Here is a 19,466-nt window from a genome sequence, read left to right on the forward strand (position 1 = left end):
CGTTCACTCCTCATCTCAACTAAATCGCTTTCATTGACTAGTGTACACTATTATCCCCTTAGTGCAACCCTTTGCACTAAGGGGATTTCTGTCAATCTATTGAATTTTTCAATTCGTGAGTCAAAATGATTTTGGCCGTATCATAAACGCGTTGTTCGATGATGCCCCCTTCATACATTTCGTCTAGTTCCATCATCATAAGTGAGATTTCAGCATCCCGCTCCCCAATATAAATAATGGTCCCGAACGATTTTAAAAACTGTTGGACATCATAAAAATTTTTCATGCTTCTTCCTCCATCGTTGTCAATACATAACGATATAACAAATCACGTGTCGCTTCCATTGATGACGTGTGTGTCCGTTCATAACTATGACTTGATTCGATCCCTGGGCCAATCAATGCATGTTTCACATCATAGCCTGCACGAATAGCAGCGGACGCATCTGAGCCGTAGTACGGATAAATATCTACTTTATAAGCGATTTCATGTTTTTTACAGAGAGACGTAAATGTTCTTCGAAGTTCGATATCGTATGGTCCCGAAGAGTCTTTGGCACAAATCGAGACAGTATACTCATCTGAATGTTGTCCATCCCCAAGCGCACCCATATCAACGGCAATATATTCTACTACGTCTTCCGGGATGCCCGCGTTGCCTCCAAACCCGACTTCTTCATAATTGGAAATCAAGAAGTGTACGGTGTGCGGTAAGTCATAACGGACCAGGTCTTTTGCGAGATCCAATAAAATGGAGACAGATGCTTTATCATCCAAATGGCGTGATTTCACGTATCCTGAAGACGTCACCTTGAAGCGGGGGTCAAACGATACAAAGTCACCCACTTCGACTCCGAGTGCTGTCACGTCTTCCCGCGAATGCACCTTTTCATCCAATCGAACTTCAATATTCGAAGCAGAACGTTCAGCTGAGTTCGTGTCCTTATAAACATGTACACTCGACTGATGGATGAGGATCGTTCCCTCAATCGCATCGCCTTCTTCTCGATGAATGAGACAATTCTCACCTTCAATCGCTGTCCAAGCGTATCCTCCAACTTGCGTCAAACGCAAGCGTCCACTCGGCAAGATATCTTTAACCATCGCACCTAACGTATCAACGTGCGCCGTCAAGAGCCGCGCCTCTTTTGAACGCCCAGGAAATGTTGCAAGTAATGCCCCTTTATGTAGCCGAGACGTGCTGACATTGAGTGCTTGTAATTCTCGCTCTGCGAATCGAATGGCCTCTTCCGTCATCCCAGACGGACTCGGAATGTTTACTAATGTTTTTAGTGTATCAATCATTGAAATCTCTCCTCACCAAGATCCGTACCCGTATAGTAGACCAAATAAAATGATCGTGAGCACGGAAAATATAATTCGTTGTGCGCGATTATCTTCATCTGGTAATCCTACGACTCCAGAGACGACAAATCCACCAACTAGTCCACCAGCGTGCGCAAAATGATCCAAACTTGCCCCTAAAAGAAACGCTAGTCCCACATTTAATCCTAACATAATAAAGAGCGGAGGTCCGAGCGTCTTCATAAAGAGAGAACGATCTCGTAGTCCAAAATAAAATAAAGCACCGACAAGCCCAAATAACGCACCCGAGGCACCCGCAGAAATTGATTCACTGAATGCATATGATGCTGTCGTCGCCAAAAACCCACCAATCACATAGATAATCAGGAACCGAATCGAACCATACATTCGTTCGACGAGTGGACCGAGTGACCAAAGGGCAAACATATTGATCGAAAAGTGGAACCATCCGATATGCAGAAACATCGGTGTGATCAAGCGCCACCATTCTCCCTGCTCAATGAGTAGATTCACTTTTGCACCGAATGCGATCAACGTATTCGGGTCAAGAGTTGAGCCGACAGATTCAGCTAACCACATGACTAAAAATGTGATAAACATTAGACCGTATACTACTTGCGGTTTACCAAATGAGAACCGCTTTTTTAACTCAGACTTTTTTTCGCGGTCAAGGGAGACAGCAAGCATTCGAAACCGTTCTTCTTCCATAGCGGGCGTGCAGATAGATCGAGATATTGTTACTTTTGCCGGGATTGGAAATGTTAGTGAATCAATCCTCTCCTCATCTACGAGACGTTCGCCATACAAATGAATCGTCAATCGCTTCCGTCCGATCCGAGATAGGCGAAATGCGTTTAGGATAGCATGAATATCGGTCCCGACATGATTTGCCCATGCTTTTTCGGACTGAATGTACAGATCATAGCTATCTCCCGCTTTCGTGTCGAACAAAATGACCGCGCGTGAAGGCTCTAATATCCCTTCAATTCGCCCGCCGCTTTCAACCGCCCGATAGATATCTTCCCAAAAACAAGTCGTAGCCAATGGAACTCCCTCCTTTCAAGTATTCTCTCCATTCTATTGTAAATCACTGAGCACCTCACGACAAAATCAGGACTTGTTCTGGATGCACAAATACCCGTAACCAGATGGTTACGGGTCATCACTGTATAGAGGTTACAAGACAGGTTCCATTGTTTTCATGAGCACGTTCGCAGAGTGTTGCATTTTTTGATGCTCTTCTTCTGACAATTCGATCTCAACGACTTCCCGCACTCCTTGACGATTGATGATGGCTGGTACACCGATATGGATATCATGTAGGCCATATTGCCCGTCGAGATGAGCACCGACTGTCAACAATGTGTTTTCGTTACGAAGGACGGCTTTGACCAAACGAAGTAATCCGAGACCAATTGCGTAGTATGTCGCACCTTTACGCTCAATGATATGATATGCCGCGTCACGAACGTTCACATAAATATCTTCGAGATCTTGCCAGTTATATTCGTCATGCTCTTCAAGCAATTGCTCGACCGATTTTCCGTAAATGCGGGCGTTGCTCCAAGCAGCGAATTCTGTATCTCCATGTTCGCCCATGATGTATGCGTGGCAGTTGCGCGGATCTACATTAAAGTAGTCACCAAGCATATAACGTAAGCGAGATGTATCTAGTACTGTACCTGAACCAAAGACTCGATGTTTCGGAAGACCCGAATATTTCCATGCGAGATGTGTCATGATGTCAACCGGGTTTGAGGCAATAATAATGATTCCATCAAAACCAGAGTCCATAATCTCTGAAATCATAGATTTCATAATCTTCGCATTTTTTTCGACGAGGTCAAGACGTGTTTCACCTGGACGTTGTGGCGCACCGGCAGTGATGACGACAATATCAGCTACTCCACAATCCGTGTAATCCCCTGCCCAGACACGCATTGGTGATGAAGCAAATGAGACGCCATGGTTCAAGTCCATCGCTTCCCCTTCTGCTTTTGCTTTATTGATATCAATAATGACGAGTTCTTCACATAGACTTGCTGTTGTTAATTGATAAGCGAAGCTCGCACCTACCGCACCTGCACCCACGAGTGCGACACGTGTTACTTTAGCATGATTTAATGTTTCCATATTGATTCTCCACCCTTCGAACAATCTGTTTCATGTTTTTGTTATCTCTGTTACAACATGATTGTAACATCATTCACAAACCCTAACTACAATAGAAACCGTTTTCACTTTGGCGATATTGTGACAATATTCACATTCAAATGGAACATCTTCATTTCCTGTACTACCCTCATCCGAGCACAAAAAAACAAATCAAAGTCGCTCCGAATATAGAGATGAAATTGACCGCATCGTTACCGAGCAGGCGCCATCCAGACACGTATGTCGTCGAGACCTGGTGATGAACTTTTTTTTCAGTCAATTTGCCACAGACAGTACAACGAAACTTGCGTTGCAGAGTCGCTCCAAGTAACGTGTCGATAACGCTACCGCTTAGCCCGATCCCCCATAACATGAGGAGCAGTGCCACATCCTTTTGGACAAATAAGATAGAAGAGATCACGATTACGAAAGCCCCTATAATCGACATGAATGTGCCGAATGTGGAAACTGCACCGCTTGTCCCCGGTTCGACTTGCTTAAACGTGAACATGGATCGCGGCTTATTTTTTGAGAGCACACCAAACTCCGACCCCCACGTATCGCTTGTCGCCGCGGCAATAGACACAATGTACATATAAACGTAGACAAAATTTTCTGTGAGCAGATACCCGAGTGCACAAAGAATACCGACTCCACCGTTGGCCAATACCTGTATGGCGTCGCGAGCGCCTGTTTTTTCGACGATATCATCCACTCCTTCTTTATCGCGTGAACGATATTTCGAGGCGAGCGACGAGGTCGAGAAAAACACACCTAGCAAATATAGCCCAAACCACCCAAACGATAGTCCAATCAACGTCCCTGTCAGCACTGTCAAGATGGCTCCTAAAAACGTTAATGACTGCAACCGATAACCGAGATAGGCGACGATACAAGTTACAACAAATATGGCGAACATTGGATCATCTCCTTTTCTGTCACGATCCATTCAACAGGCAGATCATGTGGTTCAGTCGGCACATGACTTACAAGCTGATTCGTGTAAGCCAAAGCAATTGTTGTTCCTTTATATGTTTTTAGAAAACGGTCATAATATCCTCCACCCCAGCCAATTCGATATCCCGCCCGATCAAATACCCTTCCTGGCACAACACAGAGGTCGATTGGCCTCGTCGTCGGTAGAGTCGTCGGCTCTAAAATATTCATGACTCCCGCCTCGAGATCATCGACCGAATGAATGATGTGAAATGTAAGTCCTTGCCTCGTTACTTTCGGGACACAAACCGTTTTTCCTGCTTCAAATGCCTCGTGAATGATTGGAGAAGTATCAATTTCAAGCGGAAGTGAAGATGTCACTGCGATTGTCTGACTTTCTTTCCATATATAGGATGAAAACAGTCGTTGGTGTATCGCTCGATCGACGAGTTGCCGATTCGTCATTTGCTTGATGGATTGATGCACGATGCGTCTTAATGTCGCTTTTTCTTCCACAACTCGTCCCTCCTTATAAAAAAAGCCGCCACATATGTGACGGCCGGTCTCTCATTATTTCACTTCGCGGTAAAGCGTGTGACGACGGAGACGTGGGTTGTATTTGCGCAACTCGAGGCGCTCAGGGTTGTTACGTTTGTTTTTCTTCGTGATGTACGTGCGATCGCCTGTTTCTGTGCAAGCTAATGTAATTTTAACGCGCATTTCTTTCACTCCCATCTCAATGATGTTGTATCAAGTGCTTTTGCTTTACAGTCTAAGCATACTCAATTATCCTACCAAGTTTCTTTTGAAAAAGCAAGGTTATTTCACGTTCTTTTTCATTGGTTTCTGTCCATACGGAGAAGATTCAAGAGGCAGGCAAGTATTGACATTCTCACTCACCTTGTACCATTGCTTCAAGTCATGGATTGAAATCTCTTCACCGACATAAACGCACTCCGCTTCAGGGAACACACTGTTCTCAATGCGATGAATCGCATCGAATAAACCACCATGCCCGTGTGGATTGCGTGTCGCTTCGAAGGACAACATAGTTGAGTATAACGGAAGCGAAAGGGATTGCGCAAGTTCTCTTGCCGCAGGAATCGTCATCCAATCAAAGTGATGAACCACTTTGAAAGAGATCCGTTTCGCCAATTCATGAACTAGTTTGACATACGCAATATTTTGCGTGGCCACCTGATTCATGACATGTTCTAAAAATGTACTAGTCGGGCTCACTCGATACACATGTATGTTCCCATGCCGCTCATACGCCGGTAACTCATCGTGGTATGGTGTCAACACGTATACGATTTCACCTTCGTTCGCTCTCGCTTCGACCTCATCAACGACCCGCTTTCCAAGTCCTCCGACGATATGACCGTGATATTCGGGAGTAAGCAGCAGGATTGCCGGCTTCTCTTGTTCACGCTCTGTCGTCACGTAATAATCATGGGGTGACAAGAATGAGTCGATGTCGATATCACCGTCTTGAAGGAACGGGTAGGCCGCGAAGTGTTCATTTAGCAATTGATCCGAGAGCTCATCCTGATAGAGCGCCGTTTCAAGTTCGGCAAACAGTCGTGTATGTTCTCGGAAGCGTTCAGCAGCGTACTGTGCCGTCGTTTGTCCATCTAAAATAAATGCCCAGTCACTCGACACAGCCAACACATAATGGCGAATCAATTGTTTCAATGCACGATTTGTTAAATCAGATTTTCCGCGATAATCAGCCACATCTTTTACGAGTTGCATCTCCATCATATGAAGGTGGCGAAGCATCCATTCATTTCGTTCATTGATCCACACTTCACCGTATCCTTTGCGCCCCCACGTATTCATCGACACGTGAACTGTCTGTAAATCTTTGAAGTGACGTTCGAGGAACATCGCCGGTGTGATGGTCTCAATCCCAAATTCCACAAGGCGCTCTGCCACTTTCCCTAGAAATTCCGGTCCTTCGAACCACCAATGACCGAACAACTCCGCATCGAACGGTGCTGTCACTAAAAATGGTGGGAACGTTTGAGCACCATGGGCTTCAAGATGTGATTCGAGTGTTTTCGCAAAATCCATCGCATGATTCTCAATTTGATGTTCCGCCCAGTCGCGGACATAGAAATCTTTTTGATCCGTGTCGCCCGTGATTCGATGCATTTTTAATCCCGTATCAAACCGAATACCTTCAGGGTGCATGAATGATTGAATATAGTCCCAATCTCGATCATAGGCCAAATCACGATAAAATTCACGATAGTCTGGATGACCCGGGTATCCAATCATCGAACTCCAAATTTTACCCGAGATGATTTGATCTCGTGGGAACAATGCGACCCCATGCGGAGAATAAACAGGCGCGCCAATCCCTTTGTCAGGAGTCGGATCAGCCTCTAGTAAGGCATGCTCATCGACGAACGTGTACCGCACCCCTTCTTCATATAGAATCCGGTCTACTCCTGGTGTATAGGCACACTCCGGCAACCAAATACCTGTAGGGCGGAACCCATAATGACGTTCGAAACAATTAAGGCCAGTCCGGATTTCTGCTCGGGCAGCCTGCTCCGTAAACAGATGCGGGTTGAATCCATGAGTCGCTGTACACGTGACCATATCAATATAGCCCGCCTCACGATATGTACGGAACGCCTCATTCAAGTTTTTATTCCAATGAAGGAACGTGTTTTTCAAGTCTTGATAACGTTGTCTATAAAACTGAAGCGTTGCCGTCTCTGCATCCGTTCTTCCTTCTGAGAGCTCTAAAGCAATCAAATCAAGCATTTCATCCAAATGCTCGGCGTAGCGGTCTTGAATGAGTGGGTCAGCAAGCATTTCTACTACAGGCGGTGAAATACTAACTGTCCAATGTAACGGACGCTTCAATCGATCGACTTGCCAAAGGATTGGGATATAAGTCTCTGATATGGCCTCGTACACCCATCTTTCCTCTAAACGGTGTTTTTCTTCATGCCTAACGTACGGTAAATGAGCATGAAGGACGAGTGAAAAGTATCCTGGTTTCATGTATAGAGTCCTCCTTAACGTACGAAACGGTATGCCGCATATTTTGGTAATGTATTCAATAACTCTGGAGAATCAACTTCTCTGTATTGCCAACGCCTTACTGGTTCTGCGAATCGTCCAACACCGGCTGGTTCTGCCCGTGGCGTATCAAGCGGTGTCGATGCCGTAATCGGTAAAAACTCCCCTTCCATCGTGCGGATTCCAAATTCGAACACATATGTCGTATTTGGATCGAGAGGACGAACGAACCAACTATTCGTCATCTCAGGGAGGTCAAACGTGTAGGACCGGTTCGTGTGCCCGCTAGCGTAATCAAGCAACGTCACATCTAATATACGGAACGCTTTCGGCAATTCTTCCCATCGTCTCATGAACTGAAGCTCTAACGTTTTTTTCACCAAATCAGATACTTCCCAGCACACATATACTGAGTTCGGAGACTGGACGACTGCATGTAAAAAGTCTACATTATATCGGTCTGGTAACTGCCAGTATCCTTCAGGACCTTTCTCAAGGAGTGGTGAAGCCTTCACATCAACCGATTCTTTCGCTGATGCTACTTGTTTGTGTGATGCCGTTACGGACGTCTTTTCTTTTTTCTTGTCGCTTTTTTGTTTCACAGGGATAACGTCCTCCGATTCTTGGTGCTGATTTCTCCATTTTCGCCATGCGTATTGGACTTTGCCAATGGGGACGTCTAGTTCTGCCGCAATCTGTTTTAACGTAAAACCTTGTTGTTTCAAGGATACGATTTTCTCTTCCATCTCTGTTAGGCTCCCTTCATGTAAAAATCCATGTAGACTATTATTCGCTTTTTGGATTGCTTTTCCTGCCCAAAAAAATAAAGAACAACAGTCTTGTTGTTCTTTACCACTAATCTTATTGGTTCAAATCATAATGTTTCCCTTTTTCAAGGAAAATCAAATGCTCTCCGAAGTTTGTCACATGATCGCCCATGCGTTCGAGGTATCGAGCGATGTTCGAGAATTCATACACATCATTCGTACCGACCGTCATAGCCGGAAGAGAACCGATGTATTGTTTGATCACCGTCAAATTGATTTCGTCAATCACACGGTCCATTTCATTGAGTTCACGAACACGACTCACTTCACCCTTCCGATATGCACGAGTCGCAAGTTCAAGCATGTCGATCAACTGTTCAGCCATCTGCTTAAGCGGTTGGATGTCATGTACATACGGAACATGCTCGATTCGTGTCACTGCTTTAGCAATATTCGTCGCATAATCCGCAATTCGCTCCAAATCAGTGGCTGACTTCATCGTTACAATTAGACGGCGTAAGTCAGTTGCAACTGGTTGTTGCTTTGCAATCAATAGAATCGCTTCGTCGTTGATTGCTAACTCTAAATCGTCTAGCTCGTTATCATTGTCGATTACGGTTTTTGCCAATTCAAGATCATGTTTTTCTAACACTTCGATTGCCGTTGCCGTTTGGCGCATCGTCAAGTTCGCCAAATGAACTACTTTATCTTCTAACTCTGTTAACTTTATATCAAAAAATGTACGATTTTGTGCCATCAATCTAGTCTCCTCCTTAACCGAAACGGCCAGAAATATAGTCTTCCGTCCGTTTGTCAGATGGATTCGAGAAAATCTTATCTGTTATATCGAACTCGACAACTTCTCCATTCAAGAAGAATGCCGTTTTATCTGAAACACGGGCAGCTTGTTGCATGTTATGCGTCACGATAATGATGGAATATTGCTCTTTTAACTCCTGAACTAACTCTTCTACTTTTAACGTAGAGATCGGATCAAGGGCTGACGTTGGCTCGTCCATCAAAATAACGTCAGGCTCAATCGCCAACGTACGAGCAATACAGAGACGTTGCTGTTGTCCACCAGAAAGACCGTACGCATTCTCATTCAAACGGTCTTTTACTTCATCCCAAATGGCAGCACCGCGAAGCGAACGTTCGACAATTTCATCTAGCACTTTCTTATTTTTGATTCCGTGCGTACGGGGACCATATGCCACGTTGTCATAAACGGATTTTGGGAACGGGTTCGGTTGTTGAAACACCATCCCGACAGATGTACGCAAATCTTCCACTCTGTAGCCGCGGTCAAAAATGTTTTTCCCGTGATACAGAATCTCACCATTTGTTCGAACCGACGGGACGAGCTCGACCATACGGTTCAACGTTTTAATGAATGTCGATTTCCCACATCCAGACGGTCCGATGATTGCCGTAACTTCATTCTGTTTAATGTCGAGGTTGACGTCAATCAATGCTTGGTCTTCTCCGTACCACAAGTTCAAATTGTTGACGACATAAGCGCTATCTTTTTTCATCTCAGTCATTGTCGGTTCTGTCGTAGTTGTGTTCACGTTTTGATCTCCTTTATTGAGCTCTTGTTGTTTCATCATCTCGAGCTTCCTCCTCATTCATCTGCAAAAACGACTCAATGTCGATTCGTATATTTGTTTCGGATATAAATTGCAACCGAGTTCATCGCAATGAGCATTGTCATCAGTACGATGATTCCAGCTGCGGCCAAGTTTTGGAATTCCGCTTGCGGTCGGCTCGTCCAGTTATAAATCTGAATCGGTAACGCTGTGAAGTCAGAGAAAATGCCACTAGGTGTTGTTGAAATAAACGTGGCAGCACCGACCATGATCAATGGTGCCGTCTCACCAATCGCACGAGATACAGCTAGGATAATCCCTGTAATGATTCCTGGTAGCGCCGATGGTAAGACGACATTGAACGTCGTCTGCCATTTTGATGCTCCAAGTGCTAAAGAAGCGTGGCGTAACTCCATTTTGACTGATCGAAGCGCTTCCTGTGATGCCACGATGACGATTGGCAAACTCATGAGACCTAGGGTAAGGGCACCAGCGATAACAGAGTTACCCAATTCCATGACGCGGACGAAAATCGTCAAACCGAGCAATCCGAAGACGATCGAAGGTACACCAGCCAGATTCGAGATGTTGACTTCAATAAATGAAGTCATACGATTTTTTGGTGCGTACTCTTCGAGGTAGATTGCCGCACCGACGCCGATGATAAACACCATCGGTACGATGAGAAACATCAACCATAATGAGCCAATCAATGCGGGGTATAGCCCAGCCTGTTCGGGACGACGTGACGGGAAGTTACGTAAGAAGTCGAGGTCGACCCACCCCGCCCCTTTCGAAACGATGTCATAAATCAAAGTCGACAGAACGACTAACGCAAAGACGAGCCCTGCCAAAAAGATATACTTAAATATTTCATTCAGTTGTAAACGACGCTTGATTCGCTCAGACACCGTTTCACGATTCATCAGGTTCTTTTTATTCTTGAACTCACTATTCGGTAAAGCCATCTTAATACTCCTCTCTGAAGCGGCGCGTCACCCAGTTTGCGAGCAAGTTCATCAAGAGAGTGAAGACGAACAACAACGCACCGACCGCATAGATACTGTAATATTCAATTGTGCCGTACCCTGCATCACCTTTAGCGATTTGAACGATGTAAGCTGTCATCGTTTGAATCGCATTGAGCGGATTGAACTCAAAGTTTGGCTGCGAACCACCAGCAATGGTCACAATCATCGTCTCACCAATCGCACGACTCATTCCAAGAACGATCGAGGCAATGATTCCTGACGTCGCTGCAGGCATGACGACTTTCGTCGCCACTTCAAGACGTGTCGCACCTAAACCGAGCGCACCATCTCGAATTTTCTTCGGAACAGCACTCATCGCATCTTCAGAGATGGAAGCAATCATCGGAATAATCATGATTCCGACTACAATCCCCGGGCTTAGAGCGTTGTAAATTTGAAGTCCTGGAATAAGTGATTGCAAAATTGGTGTGATGAATGATAAGGCGAAGAAGCCGAAGACGATGGTCGGTACACCGGCCAACACTTCTAAAATCGGCTTTAACACCCGGCGTGCTCGCTCTGAGGCGTACTCACTTAAATAAATCGCTGACGCCAATCCGAGCGGGACCGCAACAAGCATCGCAATTACAGTAATTTGGAGTGTCCCCATCACAAGTGCCCATACCCCGAAGCGCTGATCTGCACTAAGCGGGTACCACTCTGTCGTCCCTAAAAATTCAGCGACAGGCACTCGTTCAAAGAACTTGAACAGTTCAAAACCAAGCGTGAACGCTATACCGATTGTCGTGACGACTGATACGAATGCGCTCAAGAATAATAAGAACGGCATGATTTTATCAAACACGTTCGTCGTACTGAATTTCTTTTGTTTATTTTGTTGTATCATCTCTCGAATCGAGAGCTCTTTGTTTTGTTCGTTCATCTCGTGTATCGCTCCCTACCTCTTCATACTAGAAAGCATGGCGAGAAGGCGAGAGTAGCTCTCACCTTCTGCCATCTGTCAATATCATTCACCAGCAATCTCATCAATCATTTTCATATTCTCATCGTAACGTTCTTGCTCCATTTTCACGTAACCAACTTCTTCAGATAGATCAGCAGCGTTTTCGTTCATGAAGCGTGCGAAATCAGCCACTTGCTCTTTATCTTTCAATGATGCGTTGTTGACGTACGTGAAGATTTCACGTGAGAGCGGGTATGACAAATCGTTGATTGTATCGTGTGTCGGTTCTACACCTTCAACTTTCAATGCACGGAGTGTATCTTGGTTTTCAAGGTAGTAAGCGAATCCGAAGAATCCGATTGCACCTTCCGTGCCTGCGACACCCGTTACGAGTACGTTGTCATCTTCCGACAATTGTGCGTCTTGGCGAATATCGACTTCATCAAGAACTTTTTCGTCGAAGAAATCATACGTACCTGAATCCTTACCTGGTGCGAAGAATGAAATCTCTTCATCTGGCCAGTCAGAGCGAACATCTTTCCACGTTTTCACGCTTGTGTCTGTCCACATTTTTTTCAATTCTTCAATCGTGATATCTTGTGCCCAATCGTTTGCCGGGTTTACAACGAGTGATAGACCATCAAGCGCGACTGAAAGTTGTGTGAATTCCACACCATTTTTCTCAGCTTCAGCTGCTTCTTCATCTTTGATTTCACGTGATGCGTTTGAGAAGTCTGTCTCTCCCGTCACGAAACGTTTGAAGCCCCCACCTGTACCAGAGACACCGACCGTCACTTCAACTTCCGGTTGTTCGGCTGAATATTCTTCTGCGACTGCTTCCATGATTGGGAATACAGTTGACGATCCGTCCATGACGACTTTTCCTGAGAGCGCATCGCCTTCAGCAGCTCCACCTTCTTCATTATTCCCACAGGCAGCACCTACGAGTGCGACCGAAGTGATTGAAGCGAGTACAGCTGATTTTTTCATCCAAGACATTTGTGACGTCCTCCTTGAGTTTGCTTTGATTTTTGTTGTGGATCTGTTGTTATGTCCTACAATTAATATCCTAATGAACTTCTATTAACGAGAAATAAACGGAACGTAAAAGAATTGTAAAGACAAAAAAAGAAGTCACCGAAGTGACCCCTTTCATTGAAGCATTGCATTCACATCTTCTAAATCAAAGTAAGCTTTCATGATGTCATGAGCGACACGCGTGTTGATTCCCTCTGCCTCAAGTCCAGGCATGATGATGGCCCAAGCAATTTCTGGGTCATCAAACGGTGCCCAACCAACATGGTTGGAGTTCAGCGTCTTAATCGGCTCCCCGCTGGCGTTTCGTTTCGCCTGACCGTCTTCACCTTCAGCGATGGCCTGGGCTGTACCTGTTTTACCTGCAGCCGTCATACCTGTCTGCTGCAAGATACGAGATGAACCTGATGAAGATTCAACACCTTGACGAAATCCTTCGCGAACTCGCTGAATGTACTCATCTTGAATATCGACTTTATTTAACGCATTTGGTTGGAACGTGCTGACGACTTGCTTGTTATTTTCATCAAGCGAACCAGGCTCAATGATTTCTTTAAGCAAGTGCGGTTGTACACGATAACCACCATTTGCTAGAGCGGACGTATACTGTGCCAATTGAATCGGCGTGTAGGAAATATACTGCCCGATCGACATATCCATAAGAAGTGTGACACGGTCCGGGATGCTACGAAATCCGGTAGATTCAAACGGTAAGTCAATTCCAGTCTCGACTCCGAGGCCAAACTGTTTATAATAATGTTCCATCGTTTCAAATGCTTGTGTGACATTTTCTCCGACGATTTGACCTGTCGAGTAATAGTCAGCCAAACGTAATGCAATTTGGAACATATAGATGTTCGATGACATTGCGAGTGCATCTAAGTCGTTGATGTTCCCCATGTTCCGATATGAGGCTTTGACGGACGATCCGATTCGAATCGGAGCATCATAAATATATTCACCTGGTTTGACGACACCTTCTTCAAATCCATAGGCGACCGTCGCCCCTTTAATAGTTGACCCAATTTGGCTGGCACGCAGCACCGTTCCGGTCGAAACGTCCTTAAATTCGTTCGTCTCTAAATCAAGTTCCTGTCCTGACAATGCAAGAAGTGCTCCAGTTTTAGGATTCATGACAACAGCAAAAGCCCGATCAAAGTGAGGACTTCCAGAACGTCCTGCTCGAATAGCCTTCTTCAAAATCTCGTCGATTTCTTTTTGGAATTCGATGTCAGTTGATAACACGATATCTTTCCCTGGGTTTCCGCTGACTCGTGTCGGTTCACCGACTGGTTCCCCTTTGTAAGTCGTGAACACATCGTATGCTGGCGTTCCACGAAGGACGTCTTCATATCGTTGTTCCAAATAAGATGTTCCGACCCGATCATTCAACCCATAACCTTTCGCTTGGTAGGAAGCACGTTGCTCAGCCGGTATTTGACGGTAACTTCCTAAAAAGCTCTTGAACGTCTCATCGAACGGATAGTCACGTTGATAATATGGCTCAACGCTAACACCTGGCAATCGTTCTAGGTTTTCTTCGATGACCGCCATCTCTTTCGGACTTGCTCCGATTTTGATGACCTGTGGGTCTAATGCATAGCCGCTTTCCATATTGTGCTTGATGGCGATGATTTCTTCTATCGCATCATCAAACGTGATTTCTTCTTCTGTGATCGAGTCAAGCAAAAGGCGATCCACGTCTTGGTTAGACAATGCCGCCCGTTCCTCTTCCGATAACGCCTCCAACAAGGATTGAGTGCGCTCTTGCGCTAACTCCGGATTCGTTGCAATCCAGTAGTCTTTGCGGTCACGCTCGGTCATTTTACGATCTTCTTTCGGAATATCGACAATCTCTGCCAATTTTTTTGCAACATCTAACCGTTCATCCGTTTTCGTCACTTGCGAGCGGCGATACATGACCGAGTAATTCGAAATCGTATCCGCAAGCACTTGACCGTTACGGTCGTAAATCTTTCCTCGCGGTACCTCATACTTGATTTTACTCGACTCCGTTTTCTGTACTTCTCGAGCAATCAATTCCCCGTTCACGATTTGAACGACCCCTAACCGAAAAATAAGGGTCGCAAATAGAATGAAGACGATAAAAAATAGTAAATTCAAGCGTAACGGTAAGTGGTTTCGCCGTTTCTTCAGCACTTTCACACGATTTTTAGCCAAGTCCGTTAACTCCTTCCACAATCGATTCCTTCTATATTATAGAGAACAGTATAATCTGTCATTTTGTCCGATTTTCACTATATCATAATTTGTTTACAAAATAATGAAAAGCACAAAAAAACCCGGGACTCATGTAAGAGTCCCAGGTAAGAACAACTTATTTTGCGTCAGCGTACAATTTCGCGACATAATCCCAGTCGATGACATGGAAGAATGCATTGATGTAGTCAGGACGACGGTTTTGATAGTTCAAGTAGTAAGCGTGTTCCCAAACGTCAAGGCCAAGAATTGGCGAGACGCCTTCCATGATCGGTGAGTCTTGGTTAGGTGTAGACGTCACTTCAAGTTTCCCGTTTTTCACGACGAGCCATGCCCAGCCTGAACCGAAGCGAGTTGTTGCAGCTTTTGTGAACTCATCTTTGAATGCGTCAAAGCTACCGAACGACTCGTCGATTGCAGAAGCCAGGTCTCCAGACGGCGTACCATTCTCATTTTTCTTCAAGAGCTTCCAGAAAAATGAATGGTTCCAATGACCGCCACCGTTGTTACGGACAGCAGTTTGAATGTCAGCAGGAAGTGAATCGATTTTTTGGAGTAAGTCTTCGAGTGAAGAGTACTCTACATCTTTCCCTTCGAGTGCATTGTTTACGTTTGTGACGTAAGTGTTGTGATGTTTTGTGTGGTGGATTTCCATCGTGCGAGCATCAATGTGTGGTTCGAGTGCATCATATGCGTAATCAAGTTTTGGTAATTCAAATTTAGCCATTACTAAAATCCCCCTTAAAAGTGTTTTGAACAACGTTCGTCTTAAATGTAACAGATATGTGACGGTCTACTCAATTCTAATGCTTCACTCGACATCTTCTTCCGGTAACGCCCAGACAGAAATAGACCCCGCCGCCACTTTAAATACCCCAAATCCTTCATCATCAATCTCAATTTTGTCCTCTAAGGTATTCGTCAAATCGACCCATGTTTCTCCAGAGCGCTCTTCACCAACGAACATTCTCTTTTCAGCCTCATCGGAATTTGAAATGAGAACGGCGCATCCTGAACGTTCAATCTCTTCTGCCCCATGGCGAACCCATCCAATGACATTCGACTCATCGAAGTAATCGTCCTGATCGCCGTAAGCTTTTTCACGACGAGCATATAAGAGCGTGTTAATAGCAAGTTTCATGCCATCAGTCGGGTGTGGTCCGTCAATACCGTAGTAATCTCCATAGAAGACACAAGGATATCCATCTTTACGAAGCAAGACGAGACCATAAGCGATTTGTTTAAACCATTCTTCTACCCACGATTCAAGCGCCTCCTCAGGCTGGGAATCGTGATTATCCACGAATGTCACCGCATGAAGGGGGTGTGACTGAACGAGTGTGTCATCAAAAATCGTTCGCATATCAAATGAAGCCCCTTCTTGCGATGCGCGATGCAAATTGTAATGAAGGGGAACATCGAACAAGTCGACGTGATAATCGATGTTATCAAGGAATGCTCGACACGCATCGAGGTCTGATTTCCAAAACTCCCCGACTAAATAGAATTCATCCCCCTTCTCTTCTCGCATCGTTTGGCTGAACTCTTTCACAAAATCATAGTTGATATGCTTAATTGCGTCCAAACGGAATCCGTCACATTTTGTTTCCTCGATGAACCATTTACCCCAGTTCAACACTTCCTCACGCACATCTGGGTGGTGATAATCGATATTTGCGAACATGAGATAATCATAAACACCGAATTCGTCATCAACGTTATCATTCCACCGCTTATTCTCTCCAACGATGAAGTAAATACCAGAACGGTCAGTCGCCGCATCATAATCAGTTCCGTTAAAATGAGTGTAGTCCCATTTGAAATTCGAATATTTCCCGTCTCGGGCTTCATAATCAAACTTCGTCCAACCTTCAATTTCAAACGGCTCATCTGACAATACTTTTGTTCGGTCGTTCGAATCGACTTCTAATACTTCAAAGTTCTCGGTTGCATCCGCGCCTGCTTTATGGTTCATGACCACATCCATATAAATTTGCATACCTAACTCTTGTTGACAATACGCTGTTGCTTCGAGTAGTTCTTGTTTCGTTCCATATTTCGTGGCGATTGACCCTTTTTGATTAAATTCTCCTAAATCGTATAAGTCATAAACACCATAACCAGTGTCCTCACCACTTTGTCCCTTCGTAACAGGTGGTAACCAAAGGGCCGTGATTCCAGCTTTATTTAAGTCTTCTGCTCTCTCTTTTAATCGCTTCCAATGTTTTTGGTCTGCCTCAACATGCCATTCAAAAAACTGCATCATGGTGTGATTTCGTTCCATTTTGTTCGCCTCATTTCATATTTTTCAAAAAACAAAATGCTAACGAGTATTTACCCACGATTTTTAGATTGAAAACAAAAAAACAACTTTCACAAAATGAAAGTTGTTGGAAAATGGACCCTGTAGGACTTGAACCTACGACCGGACGGTTATGAGCCGTCTGCTCTAACCAGCTGAGCTAAGGGTCCTTATAAATAGCGGCGGAGGGAGTCGAACCCACGACCTCACGGGTATGAACCGTACGCTCTAGCCAGCTGAGCTACACCGCCATGTTGTTATACAGTAATAATATACTGAATATATTTTAGAGTGTCAAGGGAAATTCCTTACCGAACAGAAAAAAGCACTCCAAAAATTCATTTGGAGTGCCCAGTTCTTATACGGTTACTTCGTTTGCATCTTCTAGTGTGATTTCTGTGATATTCATCGCATGGTCACCGATTCGCTCAAGGTTTGAGAGCATATCAACGAAGAACATACCTGCTTGTCCATCACAAGTCCCTTTGTTCAAGCGGACGACGTGGTTTTTACGGAATTGACGCTCGAGCATATCAAGCTTCGCTTCCATTTCAATGACTTTACGTGCCTCGACCATATCACTGCTCGCCAACGTTTGAAGTGATTTCTCTAACGTTTCACGTGTAAGGTCATACATTTCAGTCAATTCTTTTTGAGCATCAGCCGACAGTGTGACTTTCGTAGCTGTCTTATAATCGATTAACTCAATGATGTTTTCAACATGATCACCAATGCGTTCGATGTCGTTGATTGCATGCATGAGTGTCTTGTGCTCTTGTGATTCTTGTTCTGTCAAATCAACTGCGGCCAATTTCACGAGATAATCAGTAATTTTGGCATTTAACGAATTTAACGCTTCTTCGATATGAGCTGACTTTTCAGAGTGTTTTTTGTCGCCTGTAGTCAAATAGTTACGCGCTTCATCAAGACCAAGTTTTGCGAAATCTCCCATGCGGATGACTTCATATTTTGCTTGTTCTACGGCAATCGATGGTGACTGTTGAATGAAGATTGGATCTAAGTGTTGCGCTTTCGTGTCAACGATTGAATCTTCGCCAGGAACCATTTTCGTCACAAGCCAAGCAATCGAACCAATGAACCAGAACTGAATGAATGTATTGGCAAAGTTGAACGTACCGTGTGCGAATGCAATTTGCATCTTGTCTTCAATTGCTAAGAAGTCTGTAATCCAATAAATATAATTTGTAAAAGGAATTAACAAAATCATGAAGATTGTCGTACCAATCAAGTTGAAGATGACGTGCGCTGCTGCTGCACGTCGTGCGGCAACTGACGCACCGATTGATGCGAGAATCGCTGTGATTGTTGTTCCGATGTTATCACCGAACAATACTGGAAGTGCAGCGTCTAAGTCGATTGACCCTCCAGCATATAGCTCTTGTAAGATACCAATTGTTGCGGAAGATGATTGTACAATGAAAGTAAATACTGTACCGACGATGACTCCGAGGAACGGATTGTCACTCATAGATTGTGTCAAGTCGATGAAATACTCACTTGAACGAAGTGGACGCATCCCGTCTCCCATCAACTCAAGACCGTAGAAAAGTGCCCCAAGACCAAAGATGACTTGTCCAAGGTGTTGAAAACGTTCTTTCTTAAAGAAGAAGAGCAGGACTGCACCGATTGCAATCATCGGAAGCGAATATTCACCGACATCGAATCCGATAATGAATGCCGTGACCGTTGTACCGATGTTTGCACCCATGATGACTCCAATTGCTTGACGAAGCGTCATGAAGCCAGCACTGACCAGCCCGACCGTAATAACGGTAGTACCTGAAGAAGATTGAATCAATACTGTAACGATAATCCCGGCGAGTACACCGAGGAAAGGATTCGTTGTATACTTATCAAGGATGTCTCGCAGGCGATTCCCTGCAGACTTTTGGAGTCCGTCTCCCATCGATTTGATCCCGAAGAGGAAGATCCCTAGACCTCCAAAAAACATGAATAACATTTCTTGCAAATTGTATTCCACGATTTTTGTACTCCTTTTAATTAAGAATTGGTTGGATTTGCTTGGTTTTTAATGCCCTACTCATTATGCCTTCATCGGCAACTTCATGTAAACACGTTTTATGTAAAAGTTTTATTAAAACGCTGTACCAAAATTGTCTATTTATGAGTCTTTGTAATATA

The 19,466-nt window shown here is 44.6% G+C and carries 18 protein-coding genes and 2 tRNA genes; all 20 read right to left on the reverse strand.

Going from position 1 to position 19,466, the window contains the following annotated elements; translation table 11 throughout:
* Window positions 1-91: 91 nt before the first annotated feature.
* Window positions 92-286: a YqgQ family protein gene (locus KNO76_RS05405; RefSeq protein WP_026825714.1), complete on the reverse strand. Its 195-nt coding sequence runs from the start codon at window positions 284-286 to the stop codon at window positions 92-94.
* Entirely contained in the window at window positions 283-1,305 is a 1,023-nt protein-coding gene (locus tag KNO76_RS05410; protein WP_214883334.1) for a M42 family metallopeptidase, read from the reverse strand. Before KNO76_RS05410 ends, KNO76_RS05405 begins: the two co-directional genes overlap by 4 nt.
* Window positions 1,306-1,317: 12 nt before the next feature.
* Complete coding sequence (locus tag KNO76_RS05415) at window positions 1,318-2,370, reverse strand: rhomboid family intramembrane serine protease (RefSeq protein WP_214883350.1); 1,053 nt, start codon at window positions 2,368-2,370, stop codon at window positions 1,318-1,320.
* Window positions 2,371-2,502: 132 nt separating this feature from the next.
* Window positions 2,503-3,459, reverse strand: coding sequence for an L-lactate dehydrogenase (locus KNO76_RS05420; protein WP_214883353.1), 957 nt, complete (start codon window positions 3,457-3,459; stop codon window positions 2,503-2,505).
* Window positions 3,460-3,628: 169 nt separating this feature from the next.
* Window positions 3,629-4,399 carry a DUF92 domain-containing protein gene (locus KNO76_RS05425; RefSeq protein ID WP_214883355.1) on the reverse strand — a complete coding sequence of 257 codons (771 nt, stop codon included), beginning with the start codon at window positions 4,397-4,399 and terminating at the stop codon, window positions 3,629-3,631.
* A complete protein-coding gene (locus KNO76_RS05430) occupies window positions 4,378-4,932 on the reverse strand; it encodes a 5-formyltetrahydrofolate cyclo-ligase (RefSeq protein ID WP_026825709.1) in 555 nt (184 codons plus the stop codon). The genes KNO76_RS05425 and KNO76_RS05430 overlap by 22 nt, the downstream gene beginning before the upstream one ends.
* 54 nt (window positions 4,933-4,986) lie before the next feature.
* Window positions 4,987-5,151 (reverse strand): 50S ribosomal protein L33, encoded by a 165-nt coding sequence (gene rpmG / locus KNO76_RS05435; protein ID WP_255313299.1) that lies wholly within the window; start codon window positions 5,149-5,151, stop codon window positions 4,987-4,989.
* Between the two features lie 84 nt (window positions 5,152-5,235).
* A complete protein-coding gene (locus KNO76_RS05440; RefSeq protein ID WP_214701851.1) occupies window positions 5,236-7,437 on the reverse strand; it encodes a 1,4-alpha-glucan branching protein domain-containing protein in 2,202 nt (733 codons plus the stop codon).
* Window positions 7,438-7,451: 14 nt separating this feature from the next.
* Window positions 7,452-8,201 carry a DUF4912 domain-containing protein gene (locus KNO76_RS05445; RefSeq protein ID WP_214883358.1) on the reverse strand — a complete coding sequence of 250 codons (750 nt, stop codon included), beginning with the start codon at window positions 8,199-8,201 and terminating at the stop codon, window positions 7,452-7,454.
* Window positions 8,202-8,316: 115 nt separating this feature from the next.
* Window positions 8,317-8,979, reverse strand: a complete 663-nt coding sequence (phoU, locus tag KNO76_RS05450; RefSeq protein WP_034770988.1) for a phosphate signaling complex protein PhoU — start codon at window positions 8,977-8,979, stop codon at window positions 8,317-8,319.
* A gap of 16 nt (window positions 8,980-8,995) precedes the next feature.
* Window positions 8,996-9,766, reverse strand: a complete 771-nt coding sequence (gene pstB, locus KNO76_RS05455) for a phosphate ABC transporter ATP-binding protein PstB (RefSeq protein ID WP_235181876.1) — start codon at window positions 9,764-9,766, stop codon at window positions 8,996-8,998.
* Window positions 9,767-9,867: 101 nt separating this feature from the next.
* Complete coding sequence (gene pstA / locus KNO76_RS05460; protein WP_034770985.1) at window positions 9,868-10,779, reverse strand: phosphate ABC transporter permease PstA; 912 nt, start codon at window positions 10,777-10,779, stop codon at window positions 9,868-9,870.
* 1 nt (window position 10,780) lies between these two features.
* Complete coding sequence (gene pstC / locus KNO76_RS05465; RefSeq protein ID WP_214699012.1) at window positions 10,781-11,725, reverse strand: phosphate ABC transporter permease subunit PstC; 945 nt, start codon at window positions 11,723-11,725, stop codon at window positions 10,781-10,783.
* A gap of 84 nt (window positions 11,726-11,809) precedes the next feature.
* Window positions 11,810-12,745: a PstS family phosphate ABC transporter substrate-binding protein gene (locus tag KNO76_RS05470; RefSeq protein WP_034770981.1), complete on the reverse strand. Its 936-nt coding sequence runs from the start codon at window positions 12,743-12,745 to the stop codon at window positions 11,810-11,812.
* A 153-nt stretch (window positions 12,746-12,898) separates the two neighbouring features.
* Window positions 12,899-14,962: a peptidoglycan D,D-transpeptidase FtsI family protein gene (locus KNO76_RS05475; protein WP_214883361.1), complete on the reverse strand. Its 2,064-nt coding sequence runs from the start codon at window positions 14,960-14,962 to the stop codon at window positions 12,899-12,901.
* 157 nt (window positions 14,963-15,119) lie between these two features.
* Window positions 15,120-15,728 (reverse strand): superoxide dismutase, encoded by a 609-nt coding sequence (locus tag KNO76_RS05480; protein ID WP_026825700.1) that lies wholly within the window; start codon window positions 15,726-15,728, stop codon window positions 15,120-15,122.
* Between the two features lie 84 nt (window positions 15,729-15,812).
* Window positions 15,813-17,285 (reverse strand): alpha-amylase, encoded by a 1,473-nt coding sequence (locus KNO76_RS05485; protein ID WP_214883365.1) that lies wholly within the window; start codon window positions 17,283-17,285, stop codon window positions 15,813-15,815.
* A 114-nt stretch (window positions 17,286-17,399) separates the two neighbouring features.
* A tRNA-Ile gene (locus KNO76_RS05490) sits at window positions 17,400-17,473 on the reverse strand.
* Between the two features lie 7 nt (window positions 17,474-17,480).
* A tRNA-Met gene (locus tag KNO76_RS05495) sits at window positions 17,481-17,554 on the reverse strand.
* Between the two features lie 107 nt (window positions 17,555-17,661).
* Window positions 17,662-19,305: a Na/Pi cotransporter family protein gene (locus KNO76_RS05500; protein ID WP_214701844.1), complete on the reverse strand. Its 1,644-nt coding sequence runs from the start codon at window positions 19,303-19,305 to the stop codon at window positions 17,662-17,664.
* Window positions 19,306-19,466: the final 161 nt, after the last annotated feature.

The sequence above is a fragment of the Exiguobacterium sp. s101 genome (assembly GCF_018617835.1).
Taxonomy (GTDB): Bacteria; Bacillota; Bacilli; order Exiguobacteriales; family Exiguobacteriaceae; genus Exiguobacterium; species Exiguobacterium marinum.